The following is a 261-nucleotide window of genomic DNA, read 5'->3' as shown; positions in this document are numbered from 1 at the left end:
CCGTTGTGCCGCGGGGTGTAAGGACGGATCCTCTGTTGCCTGCTGGCCAGTGCTTCCACGGTGCGGGTGAAGTCTTCGGCTCGGTAGTTGGCACCGTTGTCGGTGACTACCCGGTGGATGCGGGTGACCCCGTGGGCGACGAAGAACGCCCGTGCGCGGCAGAAGAACCCGATCGTGGTGGCTGCATTCTCATCATCGAGGGCCTCGGTGTAAGCCAGGCGGGAGAAACCGTCCACGGCCGAGTGCAGGTAGGTGTACCCC

Annotated in this window: 1 protein-coding gene; it reads right to left on the bottom strand. The window is 64.8% G+C overall.

Features of this window, described 5'->3' with window-relative positions:
* The coding region (locus HMPREF2833_RS08895; protein WP_141756176.1) for a DDE-type integrase/transposase/recombinase at positions 1-261 on the bottom strand (261 nt) is incomplete at both ends.

The organism is Kocuria sp. HMSC066H03 (assembly GCF_001812045.1).
GTDB lineage: Bacteria > Actinomycetota > Actinomycetes > Actinomycetales > Micrococcaceae > Kocuria > Kocuria rhizophila.
The sequence above is the reverse complement of the archived record's forward strand: the minus strand, read 5'-3'. Positions and strand labels throughout refer to the sequence as shown.